Annotated in this window: 11 protein-coding genes and 1 pseudogene; 2 read left to right on the top strand and 10 right to left on the bottom strand. The window is 43.1% G+C overall.

The window, feature by feature from the left end:
- Nucleotides 1–153: 153 nt before the first annotated feature.
- From ODU55_RS02315 to ODU55_RS02275, 9 genes are all read right to left on the bottom strand, one after another.
- Nucleotides 154–10977, bottom strand: a complete 10824-nt coding sequence (locus ODU55_RS02315) for a DUF1542 domain-containing protein (RefSeq protein WP_398581726.1) — start codon at nucleotides 10975–10977, stop codon at nucleotides 154–156.
- 1270 nt (nucleotides 10978–12247) lie between these two features.
- On the bottom strand, nucleotides 12248–12475 hold the full coding sequence (locus ODU55_RS02310; RefSeq protein WP_398581725.1) for a hypothetical protein: 228 nt from the start codon (nucleotides 12473–12475) through the stop codon (nucleotides 12248–12250).
- Nucleotides 12476–12634: 159 nt separating this feature from the next.
- Complete coding sequence (locus tag ODU55_RS02305; RefSeq protein ID WP_398581724.1) at nucleotides 12635–13549, bottom strand: Rpn family recombination-promoting nuclease/putative transposase; 915 nt, start codon at nucleotides 13547–13549, stop codon at nucleotides 12635–12637.
- Between the two features lie 169 nt (nucleotides 13550–13718).
- Nucleotides 13719–14726, bottom strand: coding sequence for a tRNA (adenosine(37)-N6)-threonylcarbamoyltransferase complex transferase subunit TsaD (tsaD, locus tag ODU55_RS02300; protein WP_398581723.1), 1008 nt, complete (start codon nucleotides 14724–14726; stop codon nucleotides 13719–13721).
- Nucleotides 14716–15156, bottom strand: coding sequence for a ribosomal protein S18-alanine N-acetyltransferase (rimI, locus tag ODU55_RS02295; RefSeq protein WP_398581722.1), 441 nt, complete (start codon nucleotides 15154–15156; stop codon nucleotides 14716–14718). Before rimI ends, tsaD begins: the two co-directional genes overlap by 11 nt.
- Complete coding sequence (gene tsaB / locus ODU55_RS02290) at nucleotides 15153–15836, bottom strand: tRNA (adenosine(37)-N6)-threonylcarbamoyltransferase complex dimerization subunit type 1 TsaB (RefSeq protein ID WP_398581721.1); 684 nt, start codon at nucleotides 15834–15836, stop codon at nucleotides 15153–15155. Before tsaB ends, rimI begins: the two co-directional genes overlap by 4 nt.
- Before the next feature lie 310 nt (nucleotides 15837–16146).
- The gene (locus tag ODU55_RS02285) at nucleotides 16147–17736 is read right to left on the bottom strand and encodes an ATP-binding cassette domain-containing protein (protein ID WP_398581720.1); all 1590 of its coding nucleotides are present in this window, start codon (nucleotides 17734–17736) and stop codon (nucleotides 16147–16149) included.
- Nucleotides 17737–17893: 157 nt separating this feature from the next.
- Complete coding sequence (locus ODU55_RS02280; protein ID WP_398581719.1) at nucleotides 17894–19186, bottom strand: radical SAM protein; 1293 nt, start codon at nucleotides 19184–19186, stop codon at nucleotides 17894–17896.
- Between the two features lie 270 nt (nucleotides 19187–19456).
- A complete protein-coding gene (locus ODU55_RS02275; protein ID WP_398581718.1) occupies nucleotides 19457–20335 on the bottom strand; it encodes an Rgg/GadR/MutR family transcriptional regulator in 879 nt (292 codons plus the stop codon).
- Nucleotides 20336–20637: 302 nt separating this feature from the next.
- Here ODU55_RS02275 and ODU55_RS02270 point away from each other — a divergent pair, with 302 nt between their 5' ends.
- Both ODU55_RS02270 and rnjA read left to right on the top strand, forming a co-directional pair.
- Nucleotides 20638–20868, top strand: coding sequence for an RNA polymerase epsilon subunit (locus ODU55_RS02270; RefSeq protein ID WP_398581717.1), 231 nt, complete (start codon nucleotides 20638–20640; stop codon nucleotides 20866–20868).
- A 3-nt stretch (nucleotides 20869–20871) separates the two neighbouring features.
- Nucleotides 20872–22551: a ribonuclease J1 gene (rnjA, locus tag ODU55_RS02265; protein WP_398581716.1), complete on the top strand. Its 1680-nt coding sequence runs from the start codon at nucleotides 20872–20874 to the stop codon at nucleotides 22549–22551.
- A gap of 122 nt (nucleotides 22552–22673) precedes the next feature.
- Here rnjA and ODU55_RS02260 read toward each other — a convergent pair.
- Nucleotides 22674–24096: pseudogene (locus ODU55_RS02260) on the bottom strand (IS1182 family transposase); the annotation flags it as partial.
- Between the last annotated feature and the right edge of the window lie 160 nt (nucleotides 24097–24256).

Raw genomic sequence — 24256 nt, 5'->3', positions numbered from 1 at the left:
TCCCAACAACAAAAGGACCTAAAGTCTAATGACCTTAGATCCTTTTTATTTTGAACTGTACAGATGGATGACTTACCAAGGGATATCCATCTGTGCTCAACTTTTCGAGAAAAGCTAGTTTCTTATCAAAAAGATTTCGATGAATGGCTTATTTTAAGCTTCTTCTTCGTCTTTTTTTCTCTTTGCTGCGAAAAGTGCTAATCCCATTCCAAGAACTGCTAATCCAAGTGAAGTTGCTGAAGTTGCTTTTTCACCTGTATTTGGCAATTGCTTAGCTTTCTTAGTTGACTTGTTGGCATTTGAAGTAGAAGTAACTGATTTCACTTTCACTCCTGCTGCAGGATTATTTGCATCTACTGCTTCAACTTCTGCTGAACCTAATCCTGAAACATTTCCAGCCATATCTTTAGAGTAAGCTGTCACAACTGTTCCTGGCTTGATAGCAGAACCTGGAATGATAACTTGACCAGTAACAGGATCTACAATCACAACTTTATCAGTTGTTGTCCATTTACCGTCTGCACCCTTAGTAACAACAACAAGTTGAGCCTTACCATTGTTATCTACATAGGTAACAACAAGTTCAACAGCTTCTTCAGATGGAGCAACTACAATATTACCTTTAGCATCGTCTGTAATCGCAGGAGCAGTTGTATCTGCCTGTTTCACAACCTCTGCTGGCAATACCAAGTCGATAGTACCATCTGGGTACTTGATTGACACAGAAGCACCTTTAGAAACGATAATCTCAGTTCCTTCTGGGAATGTATTGTTCTCTTCAAGGAGAGCCTTGATGCGAGCAATTTCTTCTTCAGTCAAGTTGTTTGGATCAAGTACTGGTGTTACTGTTACAACTGGTTTGATAAGAGCTGAAAGTGGAAGTTTGATTTCGCCCAATGCATGATGAGTTCCAGCACCGTTGATAGAAATAATCGCTTCTTCAACAGCTTTATCGATTTCAGCTTTAGCTGCGGCTTTCTCTTCTGGTGTCAAGTTTGGATTTGCATCGATGGCAGCTTTCGCTTTCTCTGCTTCTTCCATAAGCTTGTTCTTAGCACCTTGTTTAGCTGCATCAAGAACATTTTCTGCAATAGCAGAGTTGCCCTTATCTTTAGCAGCTTGAACTTCAGTTGAAGATGTTGAACCGTCAATTGCTTTATTTGCTTCCGCTGCTGATGCATCTACTGCTGCTTTGGCTGCTGCTTTCTCTGCATCTGACAAGTTTGGAGTTGCATCGATAGCTTTCTTAGCATCGTCGGCTGCTGCCTTGATTTCCTCTTTAGCAAGTGCTTTATCACCTGCAAGTGTTACTGCTTCTACTTCTTCAGTTGTCTTAGCATTATTGATAGCATCAGTTGATTTCGCTAATTCTGCATCTACAGCATCTTTAGCAGCTTGCTTCTCTTCTGCTGTCAAGTTAGCATTCGCATCGATAGCTGCTTTCGCATCGGCCGCTGCAGCTTTAAGTTCTTCTTTGGCTACTGCTTGTTCACCTAGAAGTGTTGCTGCATCTACAGCAGCAGCTGTTGTTCCTGCATCTACGGCTACAGTAGCTTTCGCTAATTCTGCATCCACAGCTGCTTTTAATGCAACTTTCTCTTCTGCTGTCAAGTTGGCATTCGCATCGATAGCTGCTTTCGCATCGGCTGCGGCTGCTTTAAGCTCTTCTTTAGCTACGGCTTTTTCACCTTCAAGTTTTGCTGCGGCTACTGCATCTGCTGTTGTTGCTGCGTCGATGGCTGCAGTAGCTTTCGCCAATTCTGCATCTACGGCTGCTTTAGCTGCTGCTTTCTCTTCTGCTGTCAAGTTAGGATGTGCGTCGATAGCTTTCTTAGTATCGGCTGCGGCTGCTTTAAGCTCTTCCTTAGCTACTGCTTGCTCTCCTGCAAGAGTTGCTGCGGCTACTGCATCTGCTGTCTTAGCTGCATCGATAGCATCGTTAGCTTTTGCTAATTCTGCATCCACGGCTGCTTTGGCTACGGCTTTCTCTTCTGCTGTCAAGTTAGCATTCGCATCGATAGCTGCTTTCGCATCGGCTGCGGCTGCTTTAAGCTCTTCTTTAACTGCGGCTTGCTCTCCTGCAAGAGTTGCTGCGTTGACGTCAGCTGGAGTTTTCGCTGCGTCGATAGCTTCTGTTGCTGTCTTAGCTGCATCTTCAACTGCTTTAACTGCTTCCGCTTTTGCTGCGTCATCCAAGTTTGGATTTGCTTTAATAGCTTCGACAGCATCTGCTGCGGCTGCGGCAACTTCTGCTTTAGCTACTGCTTGCTCTCCTGCAAGAGTTGCTGCGTTGACATCAGCTGGAGTTTTCGCTGCGTCGATAGCTTCTGTTGCTGTCTTAGCGGCATCTTCTACAGCCTTGATTGCGGCTGCTTTAGCTGTATCATCCAAGTTTGGATTTGCTTTAATAGCTTCGATAGCATCTGCTGCGGCTGCGGCAACTTCTGCTTTAGCTACTGCTTGCTCTCCTGCAAGGGTTGCTGCGTTGACATCAGCTGGAGTTTTCGCTGCGTCGATAGCTTCTGTTGCTGTCTTAGCTGCTTCTTCAACTGCCTTGATTGCTGCGGCTTTCGCTGTATCATCCAAGTTTGGATTTGCTTTAATAGCTTCAACAGCATCCGCTGCGGCTGCGGCTACTTCTGCTTTAGCTACTGCTTGCTCTCCTGCAAGGGTTGCTGCATTAACGTCAGCTGGAGTTTTCGCTGCGTCGATAGCTTCTGTTGCTGTCTTAGCTGCATCTTCAACTGCCTTAACTGCTTCGGCTTTCGCTTTTTCATCCAAGTTTGGATTTGCATTGATTGCGGCAATTGCATCTGCTGCAGCTGCTTTAAGCTCTTCTTTAGCTGCGGCTTTTTCACCTGCAAGAGTTGCTGCATTAACGTCAGCTGGAGTTTTCGCTGCGTCGATAGCTTCTGTTGCTTGCTTAGCTGCTTCTTCTACGGCCTTGATTGCGGCTGCTTTAGCTGTATCATCCAAGTTTGGATTTGCTTTAATAGCTTCGATAGCATCCGCTGCGGCTGCGGCTACTTCTGCTTTTGCTACTGCTTGCTCACCTGCAAGGGTTGTTGCATTAACGTCAGCTGGAGTTTTCGCTGCGTCGATAGCGTCTGTTGCTGTCTTAGCTGCATCTTCTACGGCCTTGATTGCGGCTGCTTTAGCTGTATCATCCAAGTTTGGATTTGCTTTAATAGCTTCGACAGCATCTGCTGCGGCTGCGGCAACTTCTGCTTTAGCTACTGCTTGCTCTCCTGCAAGGGTTGCTGCATTAACGTCAGCTGGAGTTTTCGCTGCGTCAATAGCTTCTGTTGCTGTCTTAGCGGCATCTTCTACAGCCTTGATTGCGGCTGCTTTAGCTGTATCATCCAAGTTTGGATTTGCTTTAATAGCTTCGACAGCATCTGCTGCGGCTGCGGCAACTTCTGCTTTAGCTACTGCTTGCTCTCCTGCAAGGGTTGCTGCATTAACGTCAGCTGGAGTTTTCGCTGCGTCGATAGCTTCTGTTGCTGTCTTAGCTGCATCTTCAACTGCTTTAACTGCTTCCGCTTTTGCTGCGTCATCCAAGTTTGGATTTGCTTTAATAGCTTCGACAGCATCTGCTGCGGCTGCTTTAAGCTCTTCTTTAGCTGCGGCTTGCTCACCTGCAAGAGTTGCTGCGTTGACGTCAGCTGGAGTTTTCGCTGCGTCGATAGCTTCTGTTGCTGTCTTAGCGGCATCTTCAACTGCTTTAACTGCTTCCGCTTTTGCTGCGTCATCCAAGTTTGGATTTGCTTTAATAGCTTCGACAGCATCTGCTGCGGCTGCGGCAACTTCTGCTTTAGCTACTGCTTGCTCACCTGCAAGGGCTGCTGCATTAACGTCAGCTGGAGTTTTCGCTGCGTCGATAGCTTCTGTTGCTGTCTTAGCGGCTGCTTCAACTGCCTTAACTGCTTCGGCTTTCGCTTTTTCATCCAAGTTTGGATTTGCGTTGATTGCGGCAATTGCATCTGCTGCGGCTGTGGCAACTTCTGCTTTAGCTACTGCTTGCTCTCCTGCAAGGGTTGCTGCATTGACGTCAGCTGGTGTTGCTGCTTTATCGATTGCTTCTGTTGCTGTCTTAGCGGCATCTTCTACGGCCTTGATTGCGGCGGCTTTAGCTGTATCATCCAAGTTTGGATTTGCGTTGATTGCGGCAATTGCATCTGCTGCGGCTGTGGCAACTTCTGCTTTAGCTGCTACTTTCTCACCTGCAAGGGTTGCTGCGTTGACATCAGCTGGAGTTTTCGCTGCGTCAATAGCGTCTGTTGCTGTCTTAGCTGCATCTTCTACGGCCTTGATTGCGGCTGCTTTAGCTGTATCATCCAAGTTTGGATTTGCTTTAATAGCTTCGATAGCATCTGCTGCGGCTGCTTTAAGCTCTTCCTTAGCTACTGCTTGCTCACCTGCAAGGGTTGTTGCATTAACGTCAGCTGGAGTTTTCGCTGCGTCGATAGCGTCTGTTGCTGTCTTAGCTGCATCTTCTACGGCCTTGATTGCTGCGGCTTTCGCTGTATCATCTAAGTTTGGATTTGCTTTAATAGCTTCAACAGCATCCGCTGCGGCTGCGGCTACTTCTGCTTTAGCTACTGCTTGCTCACCTGCAAGGGTTGCTGCATTGACGTCAGCTGGTGTTGCTGCTTTATCGATTGCTTCTGTTGCTGTCTTAGCTGCATCTTCAACTGCCTTGATTGCTGCGGCTTTCGCTGTATCATCCAAGTTTGGATTTGCTTTAATAGCTTCAACAGCATCCGCTGCGGCTGCTTTAAGCTCTTCTTTAGCTACTGCTTGCTCACCTGCAAGGGCTGCTGCATTAACGTCAGCTGGAGTTTTCGCTGCGTCGATAGCTTCTGTTGCTGTCTTAGCGGCATCTTCTACGGCCTTGATTGCGGCTGCTTTAGCTGTATCATCCAAGTTTGGATTTGCTTTAATAGCTTCAACAGCATCCGCTGCGGCTGCGGCTACTTCTGCTTTAGCTACTGCTTGCTCACCTGCAAGGGTTGTTGCATTAACGTCAGCTGGAGTTTTCGCTGCGTCGATAGCTTCTGTTGCTGTCTTAGCTGCATCTTCAACTGCCTTAACTGCTTCGGCTTTCGCTTTTTCATCCAAGTTTGGATTTGCATTGATTGCGGCAATTGCATCTGCTGCAGCTGCTTTAAGCTCTTCTTTAGCTGCGGCTTTTTCACCTGCAAGAGTTGCTGCATTAACGTCAGCTGGAGTTTTCGCTGCGTCGATAGCTTCTGTTGCTTGCTTAGCTGCTTCTTCTACGGCCTTGATTGCGGCTGCTTTAGCTGTATCATCCAAGTTTGGATTTGATGCGATAGCTTTCTTAGCATCGTCGGTTGCGGCTGCAACTTCTGCCTTAGCTGCGACTTTTTCACCTGCAAGAGTTGCTGCGTCGACATCGGCTGGTGTTGCTGCTTTATCGATAGCTTCGGTAGCTTTTGCCACTTCTGCATCTAATGCATCTTTAGCAACTTTTTTCTCGTCTGGTGTCAAGTTAGGGTTGGCATCGATAGCTTTCTTAGCATCATCTGTGGCTGCTTTAAGCTCTTCTTTAGCAAGATCCTTATCAGCTTTTTCTTCCACAGCTTGAACTGCTTCTGGTGTCTCAGCAGTCATAATGTCAGATTTAGCATCGTCAGCAAGGTCTTCTGCCTTAGCGATTGCTGCTTTTTTCTCGTCCTCTGTCAAGTTTGGATTTGCTTCGATAGCTGCAATCGTTTCTTTTGTATCATCTTCAAGCTTGTTAAGAGCATCCAATTGAGCTGCATCAAGAACATCGCCTGCGATAACATCTACACCCTTGTCTTCAGCTGTTTGAACTTTTTCCGGTGTTGTTGCTGCATTAACAGCATCCTTAGCTTTAGCAAGATCTTTTTCAAGGTCTGCGAGGGCTTTGTCTACTTCCTTATCAGACAAGTTTGGATTTGCAGCAATAGTTTCCTTAGCTTTGGCAGCATCATCTTCAAGTTTGTTCAATGCATCTTGTTTCGCTGCTTCAAGAACTGCCGCATCAACAAGTGGAGTAGCAGTGTCAATTGCTACTTTATCAGCATCTTTTTGAGCTTTCTTAGCTGTTTCAAGGTCTGCAAGTGCTTGTGCATTTTCAGCTGCTTCTGTAGCTGTCTTAGCATTATCAGCAATAGCTTTCAATGCGTCCTCTGTTGCTTCATTTACCTTATCAATTGCTGCTTGTTTCTCAGCGTCTGACAAGTTTGGATTGTCATTGATAGCTTTAATCGCATCATCAGCAAGCTTCTCTGCTGCTTTAGTAGCTTCTTCTGCTTCTGTGCGGATAGCTTCTTTAGCTAACTCTTTGTCCTTAGCCAATTCAACAGCTTTTTCAGCTTCTGAACCTTTTTCTGTCAAGTCATCTTGACCTGCTTTGGTTGCTCCTGCTACATCTGCTGGAGTTGTTGCCGCATCAACTGCATCTGTCGCTTTCTTAGCTGCGTCTTCAAGTTTAGCTTTCTCTGCATCTACAACATCTTGGAGAGCTTTCTTAGCTGCTGCTTTCTCCTCTGGAGTCATTGATGACGCATCGATAGCTTTTTCTGCTTCTGCTTGTTTCGCTTCAAGATCTTTGATCTCATCTGCCAACTTGTCAGCAATAGCATCTTTCGCTTCTGTCTTAGCAATGATTAAGTCGATTGGCTCTTCAGCTTTTTTACCTGCTTCTGTCAAGGCAGTTTCACCTGCAATTTCAGCTGCTTTAACATCTGCTGGAGTTTTTGCTGCATCAACTGCATCTGTCGCTTTCTTAGCTGCGTCTTCAAGTTTAGCTTTCTCTGCATCTACAACATCTTGGAGAGCTTTCTTAGCTGCGTCTTTCTCTTCTGGTGTCATAGTTGACGCATCGATAGCTTTTTCTGCTTCTGCTTGTTTCGCTTCGAGTTCTTTGACCTCATCCGCTAACTTGTCAGCAATAGCATCTTTCGCTTCTGCCTTAGCAGTAATCAAGTCAAGAGCCGCTTCTGCACCATTTTCTAGATCAGCTAGAGTAGTTTCACCTGCAGTTTGTGCTGCTTTTGCTTCTTCAGGAGTAGTTGCTGCATCAACATTATCTTTAGCAACACCAGCTGCATCGTTCAATGCTTTCTTAGCAATTTCAGCTGCATCCGTGATGTCTTTAACTGCCGCATCTTTTTGATCTGGAGTCAAGTCAGGATTGTTGGTGATAGCTGCAATTTCAGCATTCTTCTTGTCTTCAAGTGCTTTTGTTCCATCAGCCAATTTCTTGTCGATTGCTTCTTTCGCTTTCAACTGAGCCGTGTCTTTTTGGTTAACCTTGAACGGTACGCTCACTGAATCTGTTGTCTTATCTGGGTAAGTCACTGTTACAGGAACAGCAATATCCGATTCTTGACCAGCAGGTGCTACTACAGATACATTTCCATTCGCATCTACTGTAATTGTGTAACCAAGTGCTTCTTTCACAGCAAGGAAGGTTGGATCAACCGCATAAGTTGTGCCTGCAGGTGCAGTTGTTGCAGTACCTGTAGCATCATTGATAACGATTGGTTGTGTCGCAGCATTGCCACTTCCAGGTACCAAGCTAGTATTTTCATCTGCTGCTGGTTCCAAAACATCCTTATAAGCTTTAATTATCACTTTAACAGTAACATCTTTGTAGACGTTTGATGCTGTTACAACACGAACAACAACATTATGTTCACCTGGTGCTGTCGGAAGAGTTTGTCCTGGAGCCAAATCTCTACGGAAGATACCATTTTCACTGTACGGTACCACAACCGGTTGTCGGTTTGCACTTGTCAATACCTGAATTTTATCAAAAATTTCATCTTTGGTTGGAGTTTGTCCAGCTTCTTTTGTTACATCACCAGTCACTTTAGTATCTAAAATGGTAGAAACTTGGCGATTTGGACTAGCAAATACAACCTCGGTATTATTGTTAGTATCTGTCACTTGGAATGAGCGACTATATGCACCTTGAATATCAACTGATGGTACACCTGAAGCATAACCTTCTATTGTTCCATCTGTTGCATTATCTTGTTTCGTAAGTGCAATGCCATTAATTGGGGCTACTACATTGCTTGGAGTTTGATAGTAAGTAAATGCAGCTACACCGTCTTTATCCTTAACAGTCACTACTTTGACTTTATTGACACCATCTGCTTCATAAGTACCTGCTGACACTGTTTGAATAGGTGAGTTGTTAAAGGCATAAAGGTCTGATTTATCAATTCCAACTGTACGTGTATCGTTTACTGGTACCCAGTTGTAGATAGTCTGACCGTAAACATTGGTTGTTTTGACTTTAACATGGTATTCCGTACCACGAGGGAAGTTTGACAAATCTTCATTTTGAACTTCTGTCACCGCATCTCCCACACGGTAGCCTACAATGGTACGAGTGTAGTTGCTTGGGTCAACAGTGAGGTTATCATTTGAAGAACTATGAGTGATTGTATCAATAAGTAACTTGTTTTCAATTGCTGCCTTAGTCAAATCAGAAGCAGTGGCCACCGTTAGAGCGGTGGTGTCTTTCAACTTATCTGTATAAGTAACAATATAGAATGGATTGCTCTTAGTAACATTACCAGCTGAATCTGTTACGATAATGCGACGACCAACTAAATCACCTGCTGACCATGGGAAACGCCCTGTTAAATGACCGTCTTGAGTAAGGGTAGCAGTTTTTGCCATTGGTTCATCCAAATGTGCTAATTTAGCAGTACTGTTACTATTGTAAGTTGTTGCACTTGGGTCATCCAAATCATAAGTTTTAATGTCTGCTGGAATATCATATGTAATCGTTACGGTATCATTTTCTGGGTCTGTGATTGGGAAGGTTTTGGTTGCTTGAGTAGGATCGATAACTGGTGCTTTTTCCCCATTTACTCCAGTTTCTGTAGTCCCTGTAACATTACCAAAAACATGTACGACACGAAAGGCTTTGGGATCGGTTTTCTTAGCATTCACATACTGATCATTCACTTTATTAGGAAGATCACCAATTGTAGGGATAGTTGCTTTCAAGTTGTAATCAACGCTCACCCAGTTATAGACAGTCTGTCCATAAACGTTAGTTGTTTTAACTTTAACTTCAAGATCTTTATCTTTCGGGAATTGAGCAAGGTCAGTTTGCGCAGTATAAGTCCCATCCACACGGTATCCTACGATGGTACGAGTTACTTCACTTTCAGGAACTGTAAGAGTAGAACTTGTATCTCTGAAACCACCTGATTGAGCATCCAGAGTCAACTTGTTTAGGACTTCTGTTTCTGTCAACTCAGTGTTTTCGAGCTTAACAATAGGTTGTCTATCTACTAATTTATCAGTATAAGATACTGTGTAGAATGGCTCGCCTCTAACTTCTGTACCTGATTCATCTGAGATGATAAACTGACGAGTGTACTTGCCTCCAGGTCCGTGGTTATAAGTACCACCAAGATAGATGTTTGCACTACCGTTAGTTAATGTCACATTGGTGTATGTTCCACCTGTCGTCTTCACCACTGTTCCGTCGACATCCGTCGCAACCATGGTATTACCAAGGTTGTTCACATGACTAACTCCATCTCCATAGTTCACTTTGATACTTGTGCTATCTGGATCTGTGATGGTTGCAACTGGTTGTGCAATACTTCTGTCAAAGAACGGTGCGGCACCCGTTGCAGTTGTGTTAGGAGCTGTTAGAGCCTCAGTATCCCCTACTGTTGTACCGAAGATGTAAACAACTTTACGTGCTTGAGCATTAGGATTGTTGAATGGGTTTGTCGAACCTGTTCCTGACGCAGTGATTGTCGGAGCTTGGTTCGTTGTCGCATCCAACATAGCAGTCAAGACACCGTCTTCATCGAATTTCAACAATTCATCAGCAAGTGTTTTTGAAGCAGCACGCACAAGTTCAGTTTGTGCATCGACTTGTTCTTGAGTAGAAGTTGGCTCATCAAAAACTTGGATAGCCTCTTTTAGAACTGCTTTCGTATTGTTGGTTGCAACTTCAAGTCCAGTATTACCTGCTTGACTAGTCTCTAGTAAACGAGCTGCATCATTTGAAAGAAGAACTCCTTCTGACAATACTTGCTCTAATACATCTTTATTAGCCAATTGTGATTCGGCAACTTCTTCTTCTTTAGATTTTTTGGTAACAGCAAATACCAAAACGTTTGTTTGGTTTTCAACCAATTGAACAACAACTTTTGCCTTATCTTGAGCCAATTCGTAACCAGAAGGCATATTCTCAGATGCAGAAACTGTTACTTGTTTTTTAGCAGTATCATCAGTCGTTGTTACAGGTACAAGGTGACCTCTTCTGTCAACAGTTTCGTTTGCTTCATTGACGTAATGAGTGATGTAGCTAAGGTAGGCTGTACGTTCTGTTTTGTTAGGAACTGTCTCAGCGGCTGCTACAGCAACCGCAGCAGTATTCGCTACTTCTGAAGTTGCTTTTGTTGAAGTTTCAGATGCTGCTACAGTTGTTGAGCTTACTGTTTCAGAAGTCGCTGTTGATGTCTCTTCTGAAGTTGCTGCCGTTGTCGAGGTTTCAGATGCTGAAACTGCTGCCGAATCCTCAGTTGATGCTACTTCTGAAGTTGCTTTCTCAACGACAACTGTAAATACATTTTCAGCATTTTCAGTAACTGTTTCTTGACCCAAACCTGATACAAGTGCGTACCCTTCTGGGACAAGATCAGTTGTCAAATTAGCGGTTGCTACGGCTGTTGCTTCTGTTGTTTGAACTGAAACATTTTTTGTTTGCGTATTGATAACTGTGCCTGCTTGATCCACCACATTTACTGTGTAGGACACTGAGGCTAACCGCTCGCTTGGTACAACTGTTGATGTCGGTTCTGCTGTGTTCGCATGCACAATAGGGCTACTTGCGATTGCTCCTCCAAAAATCACGTTAGCAATGACCGCCGAAGCTAAACCAAAGCTAAACTTACGAAAAGAAAAACGTTGTTCCTTTCTAAACATATCTTTACTAGACATGAATTTCCTCCAATATTATAATAAGTTATACTATGTGTAGCTATTAGGATATCATCATACTTTAAGCCAAACAAAAATACCCCCCCCTGCTTTAAAAAGTTAGCAGGGGAGGTATCTTCTGCGGTATGCTCATTTCCGAACATGGTTTGTCGGTCATCAGTAACAATTGCTCTGCAAAAATCTACATAAGTATAACGATTAAATTATAGCACAATTATATCTGAAAAAGCAAGAAAAATGCTTGGAATTCTCGTGTATTTTAACTTTTTTTGTAAAAATTTTACAGTTAGAATTTGACTTGGTTTTCTGAGCGCGTTTTCATGTTATTTTTCTGAAAATGGGTGTCTTGTTTTCTTGGGTGGTTAACATCGTTTTCCGAATGTTTTCTGTATTCTTTTGTGTATTTTCCAAAAAGAGCGAACAAGAAGGGTCGGAGCTCCATGTAGGAAGGAGAGAGAGGGGGGTGGTGATTGGATGTATGCGTTTAAGCAGAAGAAGAATGGTGTTGCATATATATTTATGCTAGCAGAGGGGTGGAGCGGGGTGGTGGTGCATGGATATGTATTGACGGATGGAGGGACAGGTAGATGCTTTGATATATATGTCCAAGAAGAGTGCCGGGAGATTTAGGAGTTGTGTGTTGATGATGGAGACTTGGATATATGAGTATCTACAAAAGGGTGAGATCATGGAGGTATAGGTGGGAGTGGAAAAGATGGTGTCGCTTGGATATGTATGTTTGAGTAGAAAAAGGGGCATGGATATATTGGTTCAGATAAGGGAAGGATGTTGGTGGTTGGATATATATGTAAGTTGTATACTTTTATATCTTTACATATCGAGGTTGGTTATGGTGAATACAGGGGATTGAATTAAGAAAGGGACAGTTTTAGGTTATCGTATCAGTAGCCCACTCCCAAAATATAGTCATTTAGTTTATCTTTGATTACTTCGTTAACTCGCTTTGCCGCACTCCAGTACAGCCTGCAGCTCGTTGCCTTGTACTAAAAGAAAACTAAACGACTATAACTGTAGGATTCTCAAATTTACAAACATAGATGCGTCCTGTTTTTGATCCATCTGGCTATACTAGTACAAAACACAAAAAACCTCGAAATAAGCAGTTTCCGAGGGAGTTGATAGATTCTGTAAATTTCAGGGCATGTTCTATCTTGTCGGGTTGAATGGTAAAGTCACGATTGCCGAAAAACTCGAACCATTTTTTGACATCGTAATCGGAAATGGTTTCGGGTTATATGGAGAGCAGATGTTAGCTATTTGCGTTCAACTCACTTTGAAGTTGAAGAACTCGCTCGAGAGGGAGGTTTAGATTTTCAGCTATTGCGTCCGCTGGAAAACCAGACCTCAAGAAATTACGAGCAGAGGTGATTTGAACTTCTTCACGACCTCGCTCCACCCCCTCTTCAAATCCGTCTTCCATCGCAGTCATCAAAGTGGCATAACTAACTTCAAGACTATCCAATTGCTTGTCCCACATGTCTTGTTCCTCCTTTGTCCAGGTTGTAAAGTCTAAGGCGTGTTCTGCCTGGGCGATAATCTTGTCAGGCTGAATGGTAAAATCACGATTACCGAAAAACTCGAACCATTTTTTGACATCGTAGTCAGAAATGGTTTCGGGTTGTATAGATGACTTTGGTTAGCTATTCTCGGCTAACTCGCTTTGAAGTTGGAGAACTCGTTCAAGAGGAAGGTTTAGATTTTCAGCTATTGCGTCCGCTGGAAAACCAGACCTCAAGAAATTACGGGCAGAGGTGATTTGAAGTTCTTCACGTCCTTCTTCACGTCCTCGCTCCAGTCCCTCTTCAAATCCGTCTTCCATCGCAGTCACCAATGTAGCATAACTAACCTCAAGGCTATCTATTTGCTTATCCCACATGTCTTGTTCCTCCTTGGTCCATGTTGTAAAGTCTAAGGCGTGTTCTGCCTGGGAGATAATCTTGTCAGGCTGAATGGTAAAATCACGATTGCCGAAAAACTCGAACCATTTTTTGACATCGTAATCGGAAATGGTTTCGGGTTGATATTTTTCCAACTCCAGAAATGCCATCTTCAAGAGGCTGTGGTGCTTGGAGCTATTTCTTGGCTTGACTGTCAGCTCTTCGTTGGTCTCTTCTTCACGCAAAGAAAAAACATGGAAGGGCTTGTCGTCGTCAAAATAATTTTTCTCCAAGAGAGCGATACCGTAAACAGGGTAAATCCTCTCGTGAGTGAAGTGGGTGTGACCGTATTCCTGCCGAATTTTTTCAACGTTATCATGCACCTGCGTACAAATGTAGGCCCACAAGCGATTGACGAAAGTCTTTTGCTTGGCAATCTGGATTTCAATGACAACTTGGGTCCCATCATCCAGCTTGACTAGAATGTCAGTCACAGTATAGAAGCCCTTGGGTAAATCATCATTTGGCAGGCGAATCTGATGACCGTCCAGCAGTTCAACTTCTTGAACAGGCAAGTCCAAAATATCTGAAATAAAAGCCTTGGTCACTTCCGTGTTTTGAAAAATTTTCTTGGCAACCGTGTCTTGTGTTGGTTTTAATAGGGTATGTCTCACTATACCACATCCTTTCATTTGATTTTTCATGGTAGAGCCAGTTTTTTGTCTCTACTTATTTATTCGAAATCAAATGAAAAACTTTTCTATATATAGTATACCACAAAAGAAAAAAGTAACCCACCACAAAATGTGATGAGTTCGTTTCTAGGTATGTACAAAATTTTCTTTACAAATTCTCAAAAGCTAGACTCGGCTTGGCATTCAAATCCCAACCAGCAAAGTTTTCCTTGTTGTACTCACTAACCGCAGCCAAGGCAATCATGCCTGCATTGTCACCGCAGAGGCGAAGCGGGGGAATGATGACCTCCACATCCGTGATTTCAGCCGCCAACCGCTCCCGCAAGCCCTGATTGGCTGCTACACCGCCCGCTACGACCAAGGTCTTAACAGGGTATTTCTCCAAGGCCTTCTTGGTCTTAGCCATGAGAATGTCCATAACACAGGCTTGGAAAGAGGCTGACAAATCCGCATTGGACAAGGTTTCCCCTTTCTGCTGGGCATTGTGGTAGAGGTTGATAAAGGCGGATTTCAAACCTGAGAAAGAAAACTCCAGATTATCCTCCTTAATCATAGCCCGAGGGAAGTCATAAATATCTTGCCCCTCATGTGCCAACTCATCAATGACCCGACCAGCTGGGTAGGGCAGACCCATGACCCGTCCTACCTTATCGTAGGCCTCGCCAACCGCATCATCTCGCGTTTCACCGACAATCTTGTAGTCGCCCGCCTCTGACACATAGACCAACTCCGTATGCCCACCGCTGACCAAAAGAGCCAAAAGCGGAAACTCCAACTCCTTGACCGCACGCGCCGCCATCAAGTGCCCTGCCATATGATTGACAGGAATGAGCGGCAAGCCATTAGCCCAAGCAAAGGCCTTGGCAGCCGACATCCCGACCAGCAAAGCACCGACCAAGCCAGGCCCATAGGTCACAGCCACAGCCGTCAAATCCTCTGCCGTCACCTCCGCCTCCAACAAGGCCTCCTCGATACAGGCCGTTATCACTTCAACATGGTGACGACTAGCCACCTCAGGCACCACCCCACCAAACCGCTGGTGGCTGGCAATCTGGCTGGCAATGACATTGGACAAAAGCTCCGCATCATTTCGCAAAACAGCCACCGAGGTCTCGTCACACGAAGTCTCAATCGCCAAAATCAATCTATCTTTCATTCCGTTCTCTCTTCATTAGCACCGCGTCCTCGACAGGATGGCGGTAGTAGTCTTTTCGTTTTCCTATTTTGGTAAAATGCTGGCGTGTATAGAGGGCCTGAGCTGCACTATTGGACTCCCTAACTTCGAGGAAGATGTCTCCATCCCAGTCCATCACAGCAGCCATCAGCTGACTGGCGATTCCCAACCTCTGAAAATCAGCCTTGACTGCAATCTGCAAGATTTCCATCTCATCCAGCACCGTCTGCACAGCCAAAAAACCGACTAGCTCCTGACCCTCATAGGCCAGATAATAATCCTCATCCTGACTGGCCATACTGGAGGCAATCTGTTCCACAGTCCATGGAGACTGCTCATAGACCGACCGCATAACTGCCAAAACAGCCTCTGCCAAATTTTCCTGACCGTCGTAGTGTTTAATCTCTATCATACACGTTTGATATAACTTTCTGAGCCAGCTTGGTTGTCCTTGAGCCAGTTCTCCTCTGCCTCTACTCGCTTGAGATAGTTGGGCTCAAAGCTAGTGACATCTACTGCTGGCAAGTCTTGACCAAGTACCGCCAGCTGATAGGCAGACGGCAGACTGGCTTGATACTGGGCAGACGGCAGAGCTTGCTCGATTTGCTCCATGAAGTTTTCTACTTCTCCGACAAAGGTGATGTTTTCCTTACCAGACAGGCTAGAAAGCAAGTCCTCAAAAGACCAGTAGCGGTCTGGCTCGGCTGCTCTGCCATTTTCATAAACACCTGCATAGACGCAGTTACGGCGGGCATCGATGAGGGGCACCACCAGACCCGTCAGGCTAGGCGGAACCAGGGACTGAAGACTAGATAGCCCCACCAAGTCAATCTTGAGGGTGTAGGCCAGGGTCTTGGCAGTTGCCACCGCCACCCGCAGACCCGTGTAGGAGCCAGGTCCCTGAGCGACCACAATTCGCTCCAAGTCTTTGGGCGTCCAGCCCACCTGTGCCACCAAAAAATCGACCACAGGCATGAGGCTGATACTATGATTTTTCTTGACGGCCAGCAGGGTTTCCGCCTGCAAACGACCGTCCTCTACCAAGGCAACAGACAAGGCCTGGTTGGAGCTATCTAAAGCTAGTATTTTCATACGTTTCTCTTTCTTTACGTCATTCGGTTTGCTTTTATTACTTCGACGCATGAGGAAACTTCGTTTCCGTATTTCCCGCTTCAAATAATTTCATCATTATTTGAACTCACTTTGCCGTACTCCAGTACAGCCTGCAGCAATTGTTACGAATTACATTCGTCTTATTCCCAACCTCCAACAGTCTATTCTTAGACTGTTGGAGCGACTACTAAAAGCAAACTGAAAGACTTTTCAATGCTACTCTCTATTGTAAGCTATCTTGGATATTTTTTCAAATAATGAAAAGACTGGGGTGTGCTTTCCCAGTCTATCATTCTTCTCTTTTCAACTCTACCACTTGATCATACTGAATATCCTCATCGATATGGTGGGCAATTTCCAATATCATAATCGGTAAGGAATGCAGGAGTTTGCGTACCGCCTTGCCATTTTTCTCATCCAAGGCTGCGGTTACCTCATCTGCTAGGAGAATGTCCTTCTTCCGCAAGAGGAAACGAGCGATTTCCAGACGAACCCGTTGACCACCTGAGATATTTTCACCGTTGTTTTCTACCTTCACATTGAGAATATCTGTAAATTCCTCAAGTAGCCCAACCTGTCCCAAAACATCCAACAGTTCTTGATCTGTGAAATCATCCCCCAAGGTCAGATTGTAGCGAATGGTGTCGCTAAATAAAAACGGACTTTGGCTAATCAGACCGATATTGCCCTGAAAATCCTCTCGCTCCTGACCACCAGCCTCCGTCACATAAACACGACCTCTATCCGCTGTTTCTTGCCCTAGCAAAATCCGAAAGAGCGTTGTCTTACCAGAACCACTGGCACCTTTGATTAAAACCTTATCTCCCATCTTGAAGGATACATTCAAACCAGCAAACAACTGTTTATCGCCATAGGCTTTGGCTAAATCTTTCATATGCAAGCCCTGAATGTCAGACAGATGACTTTCTTTACGCTCCACAAAATCAGGTTCTGTTTCCAAAATGCCAAAGATTTTATCTGCAATCGCTTGAGCACCCTGGATGCCTTCCGCCTGATACATCAAATTCTGAATTGGCCCAGCCAATCGATTAGCCGCAATAAACATAGTCAACAAACTAGCAACCGTAATGGCTTCACCATTCATAATCAAGTAAAAACCGATGGCAACAGGCAATATCTGGCTGAAAAACTCCATAAAACCATTAAAGAAAAAGACAATATTGTGGGTAAAAGCATATCGCTGTATAGCTACTTGATACTCTTTTACTATTTGACCTACCCGATGAAAACTATTTTCAGCACTTTGATTCACAAGAAGCGTTTCGCTACCATGGATACTGTCGGATACTTCCTCATGAACTTTAGTTCGAAGTTCTGAAAACTCCATCCCAGTATTTTTCAATCTTTGATTTAGTAAAAATTGTGGAATCGGTCTCAAAATCGTACACACCACAAAAATAGAGCCCAACAAAATGTCCTGCATCATGATGTAAAGGGCAGTAACAAGACTGACAAAACCCCAACATAGGAAACCTGCAATCGGTTCAAGATATCTATCCCCCAATAATTCCATATCCTGAGTTAATAGAGTTATCTTATCATTATGGCTGTATTTAGAATTTGAAATCAGCTTTCTAAACAAGGATGTGCGAATTCCGATATGAATTTCTCTTCTAAATATATTATTTGTATGATTGGCGAAAAGCATCAGACTATAAATCACAAAATAAACAGACAAACCATACACTAATAGTTGCCAAATTTTTTCAAAACTTAAATCCCCGCTCCCGAGTTGCAATATCTTACTCATTACTAAGGGCTGAGTCAGCATAACTCCGCCATTCATAAAGATACCAAATATCACCAACCATCTGTATTTTTTATCAATATAACGATAAATTCCAAGAATTCTCTTCATAAGCAACCTCCTCGTAGCAAAAAGAGAGGCTAGCACTCCTCTCATATAGCATCTACGGTAGTGTACACGGTGAATTACATCCGTTATTGGAGGCAGCCAGTAGAATATCTTCTTCTACATAAACTTTATTATTATTGACAGCCATAAATACCTCCTTCTAACCCACATCTAAAATATCATGATAGGACTTAGTCAATGCGAATAGTGCTAGATTTCTTTTAATTAACTTCTGCATACTACGACAGAGTACCTCAGAAGAGTGTTTTGATATTCGCTTAGCCATTGGGCAATGACCTGACTTACAAATTAAGACAAATGGGCATGATTTACAGTTTTCATCCACTTCAATCACCCATTGGCTCAATTTATCATGATTAATAAACCCCTTATTTATATTACCAAATACATTTTTGGGATGATATAATGCGACTGTGCAAGATTGCACAATACCTCTTACATTAAACATATAGTGATTCATCCGATTGGCATAACAAGTAAAACGGTTATTTAAAAAATAACTAACTAAAGAAATACTATAACCAATGGAATTTGCTAGCATTGATAGCTCAAAACTCGCATCATAATCAAGTAAAGTCACACAATCTTTCTCCGAGCGATCCCCTTGCCCCCAATCACCAACATTATGATAAGAAAAGCCAAACCGTTCATCATTCTTAAAATATAAACCATCTCCATAAAGAAAAGATTTTATATTTTCTTTATTCTCTTTTGAAATGTTAAATCGAATCGTGCAGAAAAAATCTAACTCACTATCTTTCATTGCCTGTAAATTTTTATAAATACGACTGTATGACCCTCTGTCGTTTTTCAAAACCCTCTGGCAATCATGACTATCTTGATTACCATCTATCGTTATTTGATAACTACGAACACTGAAATCTTCAACCAAAGACTTAAATTTATTCAACGATAAGAGATAGCCATTTGTAGTAATGTTTGCTAAATAGTCTACCTCATAATTTCGACAAATTTCTTGAAATTTTTCAGAAAGATATTGAATCGTACGATATCCGAGCAGAGGCTCGCCACCAAACCAAGCAACTTTGAAAAACTTATACTTTCCAGTACTCAACTGCTCTTCCGCAAATCTCAGAATTGCATCCTCTGTCTCTCTTGACATAGCAATGTTTTCAAATTTTTCATAACAATATTTACAACGAAAGTTACAATCCCCATGCGTTAAAATTGTGAACTCTAATAATGTATCGTCTATCTCACGTATCTTCCTTAACGACTGATTTACTTCATCGTCCTCTGGAAAATAATGAAACTGTTCAAGGTAGGTCTTATATTGCTCTTTGGTTTCCTCGTCAGTCTTCAATTTTTCTAACAATTGTTTCGTGATTAGAAATGAATGATTATTCTTTGTATTGAAATAGACAATACCATCGTCACATTCCTGACTGAGAACATAGGGTGACATCTCCATACACATACCTCCCTGTCTTTGATTTCACTTACTATTATTTCTTGTCTAAATTCTAACACAAATCACTTGTTACTTATAAAACTTGAAAATATGCAATTTATTTTTTATAAAATTACATATTTTCAAGTTAATGGAAGCCAAGGAAAAATCATCTATAATGAAAATAAAAACAAGGAGGCTTGATTAACTATGAAGAAGGTATTTTTTAAATCACTATTTTACCTTTTACTAACCATACCCATTATTATATATCCAATTCTTCCAACTTCATTAACAATCTTCTTTTAAAACACACAATTTGTAATGACGTTCCAGTAGCATCGATACTTTGTTACTTACTATCAATCCAACAGAGGCGATAAAGGTCTCTGTTTTTGTTTGTAATTCCCTTGATTTCCCTGATTTAATAAATGCAATACATAGCTTGAAGTAATTAACAAAAATCTGTTCAAAAGCGTCTGTTGTCTCAACCAGTCTCTCCAGTTCCGTTAAAAATTCCTCCGCTAAACCGTACTTTTCACGTTCTATCATTTCTCCGACCGAATTAATCAGTATTTTCTTCAAATAATCTCTATGCCTTCTTAGACTTCTATAACTTTTGGATTTATTCTTCAACTCAGATGCTAAACTAACAATCATATTATCATTCAACAGCATTTGTGCATTTAAGAACAAATACAACTCAAAGCTGGTCCACTCTTCAATGGCAAATAAATAATCTGCTAAAAACTTCCTATCCTCTTCGTCAAAATCAGATTGCCCATCTATTGCAGCCAGTGCAACCTTTATCACGATTCCATTTAATCTGGAATAGAGATTTCCCTCAGCTTTCAAGAGGTCTGACTCCAACAAGGCCTGCAACCCATCCCTATCTTGTTGATAATACAAATCTGAAATCAGATTAGCTAGCTCAATATGGGGCGCTTCCTTGTAGCCATGGTATTTGTAGGTAAACTCCTCCATGGTCATGTTGATGCCCTCGACTGCCGTGATTAACTTATCCGCTGCCAACATAGACTTGCCCGACTCAAAGCGTGATAGCTGGGCTGCTGTAAAGTCTCCTCTGACAACATCCTTTTGCTTAACCAAGCGAGAACAACGGAGTTCTCTGTAAAAATCGCCCAAGCTCATTTGTGGTACTGTACCCATGACTCATCCCCTCTCTTGATACATTGAAAATTCCGTTTTCATTTATTATAATATCCAAATATATATTTGTCAATCTCACTCATTTATCCTTTTATTCTCTGCTTGTTTCTGAAAATCATGACACTTTTCCATTTTCCTATCTAACCCTTTTGCCATCAGCATATTTTATGGTATAATGAAGAGTACATTTAGACTGAATAAATTGACAACTCGAGAAAATTGAATAGATATTACCAAACAAAAGAATTGTTTGGGGCTTTTTTCATAGTTGCCAGTCAAAAAGAAAGGAAACTATACTACACATGATTTATAAAGTATTCTATCAAGAAACAAAGACCAGCCCACGCCGTGAACAAACACAAGTTCTCTATGTGGAAGTGGATGCAACTTCTGAGCGAGAGGGACGCATCAAAGTGAAGGAACTAGTTGAAACCAAATTCCCAGCCTACAATGTCGAATTTGTAGACCTTCTCTCTGATAAGCACCTCGAATACGAGAAAGAGCACGCAGATTTCAAAATTACGGAGTTTTAATCCATGTCATCAGTCAATCTAAAACCTCATGAAGTTGGCGTTTTCGCCATCGGTGGTTTGGGAGAAATCGGGAAAAATACCTACGGTATCGAGTATAAGGATGAAATTCTCATCGTCGATGCCGGCATCAAGTTCCCAGAAGATGACCTATTGGGTATCGACTACGTTATCCCAGACTACTCCTACATCGTTGAAAACCTAGACCGTGTTAAAGGTCTGGTCATTACCCACGGGCACGAAGACCACATCGGAGGCATTCCCTTCCTGCTCAAGCAGGCAAATGTCCCAATCTATGCAGGTCCATTAGCCCTTGCCCTTATCCGTGGTAAATTGGAAGAACACGGACTGCTCCGTGATGCGACTTTGCATGAAATCAATCATAATACAGAGTTGACCTTCAAGCACCTCAAAGTCAGCTTCTTCCGTACCACCCACTCCATTCCAGAACCACTTGGTATCGTCGTTGATACCCCTCAAGGAAAAATCGTCTGTACCGGTGACTTCAAGTTCGACTTCACTCCAGTTGGCGAGCCAGCAGACCTGCACCGCATGGCTGCTCTCGGTAAAGAAGGCGTTCTCTGCCTCCTCTCCGACTCAACAAATGCTGAAGTCCCAACCTTTACCAACTCGGAAAAAGTGGTCGGTCAATCCATCATGAAGCTGATTGAAGGCATCCATGGACGCATCATCTTTGCTTCCTTTGCCTCCAACATCTTCCGTCTGCAACAGGCAGCTGATGCCGCCGTTAAGACCGGCCGCAAAATTGCTGTCTTTGGACGCTCCATGGAAAAAGCCATTGTTAATGGTATCGAGCTCGGCTATATCAAGGTACCAAAAGACACCTTTATTGAACCAAACGAGATCAAAGAATACCCTGCCAGCGAAATCATGATTCTCTGTACAGGGAGCCAAGGGGAGCCTATGGCAGCACTCTCTCGCATCGCCCACGGTACCCACCGTCAGGTGCAACTCCAGCCGGGCGACACAGTCATCTTCTCGTCCAGTCCTATTCCGGGAAATACCACAGGTGTTAACAAGTTGATCAATATCCTGATTGAAGCCGGTGTCGATGTCATTCACGGTAAGATTAACAACATCCATACCTCTGGACACGGTGGCCAGCAAGAGCAAAAACTCATGCTTCGCCTGATCAAGCCAAAATACTTCATGCCTGTCCATGGCGAATACCGCATGCAAAAAATCCATGCCAGCCTTGCTGTAGATACTGGTGTGCCAAAAGACAACATCTTCATCATGGAAAACGGCGATGTCCTAGCATTGACCAAGGATTCTGCCCGCTTAGCAGGGCACTTCAACGCCCAAGACATCTATGTGGACGGTAACCGTATCGGTGAAATCGGCGCTGCTGTCCTCAAAGACCGCCGTGACCTCTCAGAAGACGGTGTCGTTCTAGCTGTTGCAACCGTTGACTTCAAATCCAAGATGATTCTTGCAGGTCCAGATATTCTCAGCCGTGGTTTTATCTACATGCGTGAATCTGGTGATCTGATCCGTGAGAGTCAACGCGTCCTTTTCAACGCTATCCGAATTGCCATGCGCAACAAGGATGCCAATATCCAGACGGTTAACGGAGCCATTGTTAACGCCCTACGACCATTCCTATACGAAAAAACAGAACGTGAACCAATCATTATCCCAATGATTCTCACCCCTGATCAATAACACACTAAAAGAGGCTGGGCAAAAACTAGCCAGTAAATACAAAACACAGATAGATTCGAGCTGATTTTGATGAAATCCAGCCGAACTGTCTGTGTTTTTCTTTCTGTTTCTATTATCTTGGACTAATTTCTTAGCCAATTTCGTGAGATTCATACTCATTAGGAGAAATCCTATCTCAGTTTCAACCACTTTTTGACCTCTGACATGGACTCTGCGCACGCCAAAAACACCCTTCATCCTACCAAATACAGGTTCGACATCCACCTTGCGTTTGGCATAAATGCGGGCTCCCTCTTTACTTGTCAATTCCTCTTTGACTACGTTCTTGAAATAGTTCCACGTAGGATTGTACTGAATTTGTTTGAGGTTTCCTTTTTCCGTCCGTGCTAATTGGTCTAACTCTTCACTAGCTTGTACAGGATCAGCTTCGTAAATCTTAATATCTTTCTCAAACCCATTCTGCTCCGTTCTTCGTGAATAATTCTTGAATGAATACACAACCCCATCTGGCTTTATCCACTGATCAGAATCTTCTAGATAGGTCCAGTTTTCAGGATTGGCATCACTCTTCTTATAGCTTTTCTTCTGCTCTTTCTGATATGTTCCGTAGGGAATTAGAGGCGTTTTCTCCAGGTCATCAAGGATAAAGCTGTAATTTTCTTCACTACCATATCCTGCATCTGCGACAATGTGTTGAAAGAGTTCTAATGTTTGGATGGATTGAAGAAAAGGCTTGAGTGTACGAGTGTCAGTTGGATTCGGATACAATCCGTAAGCCAAGGCAAACTGGTTATTTGTACCAAGTTGGAGGTTGTAGCCAGGTTTGAGCTGACCGTTCTTCATATGATCCTCTTTCATCCGCATAAATGTCGCATCAGGATCTGTTTTAGAATAGGAGTTTCGCTCTTGTAAAATCTGTTTATCTTGTTCGTACTTCTGTTTCCGAACAAGACAATCTTCTTTCAACTTTCTCTTGAGTTTCTTAATTCTTCTTCGTTTCTGTCTGTTGGCTGATCCACCTTTAATGACTTTAGGCTCTTGTGAGATAGCTTCTTCCACCTCATCCAATACTTGTTCTGTCTCATGTAGGAGTTGTTTGAGTCCCTCGCTAGTGAGGCATTCTTCCTTGGACAAGGCAGTATTCACCCCTTCTTGAACAAGTTTGTCATAGAGGGCTGAAATATTTCCGTTCAAGGCGTCTTCATAGCGTTCAACGGCCTTTTTCCACGTGAAGGAATACTTGTTGGCATCAGCTTCTACCTTAGTCTCGTCAATGAAGAGAGCCTCATCTTCAATCAATCCATTCTCTCTGAGGAGGAGAGTGAAGTAGATGAAGGCAGTTTTGATGAGCTGATTGGCGTGTGTGCTAGCCCGAAAACTATTGATGGTCCGATAACAGACGTAGGTATCCTGACTCAGCCATTTCATAGGGATGACTTCTTCATTCATTTGAACGATTTTCCGACCAGAGAATACCTGGCGAGCATAGGCGAACAGGGTCATTTTGAGCAACATGGCTGGATGAAAGGCTGGACGACCAGTATGGAACCCACTGAAAAAGTCATCAACTTGATGTCTTTTTTTGCTATACTAGAGTCGAGGTGATTCCTATGCTTGATAATCAAATTCAGTTAGATCTTAGTTCCTATTCTCCCCTGTATGATATTGTTGTTCCCAAAAATCATTTTTTACGGCAGCTAACGGA

The sequence above is a fragment of the Streptococcus sp. 2022WUSS037 genome (genome assembly GCF_044427225.1).
Taxonomy (GTDB): Bacteria; Bacillota; Bacilli; order Lactobacillales; family Streptococcaceae; genus Streptococcus.
Note: the sequence above shows the minus strand (reverse complement) of the source record. Positions and strands in the feature narration are given on the sequence as shown.